Source organism: Cellulomonas sp. P4_B5_2 (assembly GCF_056402235.1).
Genome location: NZ_JBFUHU010000539.1, coordinates 1 through 1,015, shown reverse-complemented (window position 1 = coordinate 1,015; position 1,015 = coordinate 1). Strand labels below are relative to the sequence as shown.

The following is a 1,015-nucleotide window of genomic DNA, read 5'->3' as shown; positions in this document are numbered from 1 at the left end:
TCGCGGTCCTCGCCGCGTGCAGCCCCGCCGTCAGCACCCCGGAGGGCGACGGTTCCGCTCCGGCCGGCGACTCCGCACCCGGGGCGGACGCCACGAAGGTCGGAGTCATCGCCGTCGGGCCGAAGGACGACTTCGGCTACAACCAGGCGGTCTCCCAGGGCGTCGAGGCGCTGCGTGGGGAGTTCCCCGACATCGAGGTCCTCGAGGCGTACAACATCCCCGAGGACGACACGGCCGCCACGACGATGGAGAGCATGGTCGCGCAGGGGGCGACCATCATCTTCGCCACCAGCTACGGCCACCTGGACGCGGCCAAGCAGGTGGCCGACGCCCACCCCGAGGTCGTCGTGGTCCACCAGGGCGGGCTGCTCGACCCGGTGCCCGCGAACATGGGGACCTACTTCGGCAGCGTGTTCGAGCCGGTCTACCTGGCGGGCATCGCCGCGGGGGCCGCGACGCAGACCGGGAAGCTGGGCTACATCTACGCCATCCCGATCCCGCAGACCCTGGCCAACATCAACGCGTTCACGCTCGGTGCGCAGTCGGTGCGGCCGGACGTCGACGTCACCGCGGTGTCGACGACGAGCTGGTGCGACCCGGCCACGCAGGCCGACCGTGTGGCGTCGCTGCTCAGCTCCGGTGTGGACGTGATGACGCAGCACCAGGACTGCACCAAGACGATCATCGAGGCGACCGAGGCCGCCGGCGCCTTCACGGTCGGCTACCACGCGGACGCGTCGTCGCTGGCGCCCACGGGCTGGCTCACCGGGTCCGAGTGGAACTGGGGCCCGCTGTACACGGACATCGTGCAGACGGCGATCGACGGCGGCTTCACCGGCAGCGAGTACAACGGCAACTACCGCGCGAACATGGCCAGCGGCGAGAACCCGTTCGTCGCCTCCGCGTTCGGCCCGAGCGTGTCCGACGAGACCAAGGCCCTCATCGCGGCGGCGGCGGAGGAGCTCGAGGCCGGCGGCAGCCCGTTCACCGGCCCGATCACCGCGCAGGACGGGAC

The 1,015-nt window shown here is 71.4% G+C and carries 1 protein-coding gene; it reads left to right on the top strand.

Going from position 1 to position 1,015, the window contains the following annotated elements:
* Positions 1–1,015, top strand: a 1,015-nt coding sequence (locus tag AC1DUQ_RS21965) for a BMP family ABC transporter substrate-binding protein (protein WP_477074668.1), incomplete at both ends; no start/stop codon positions are given.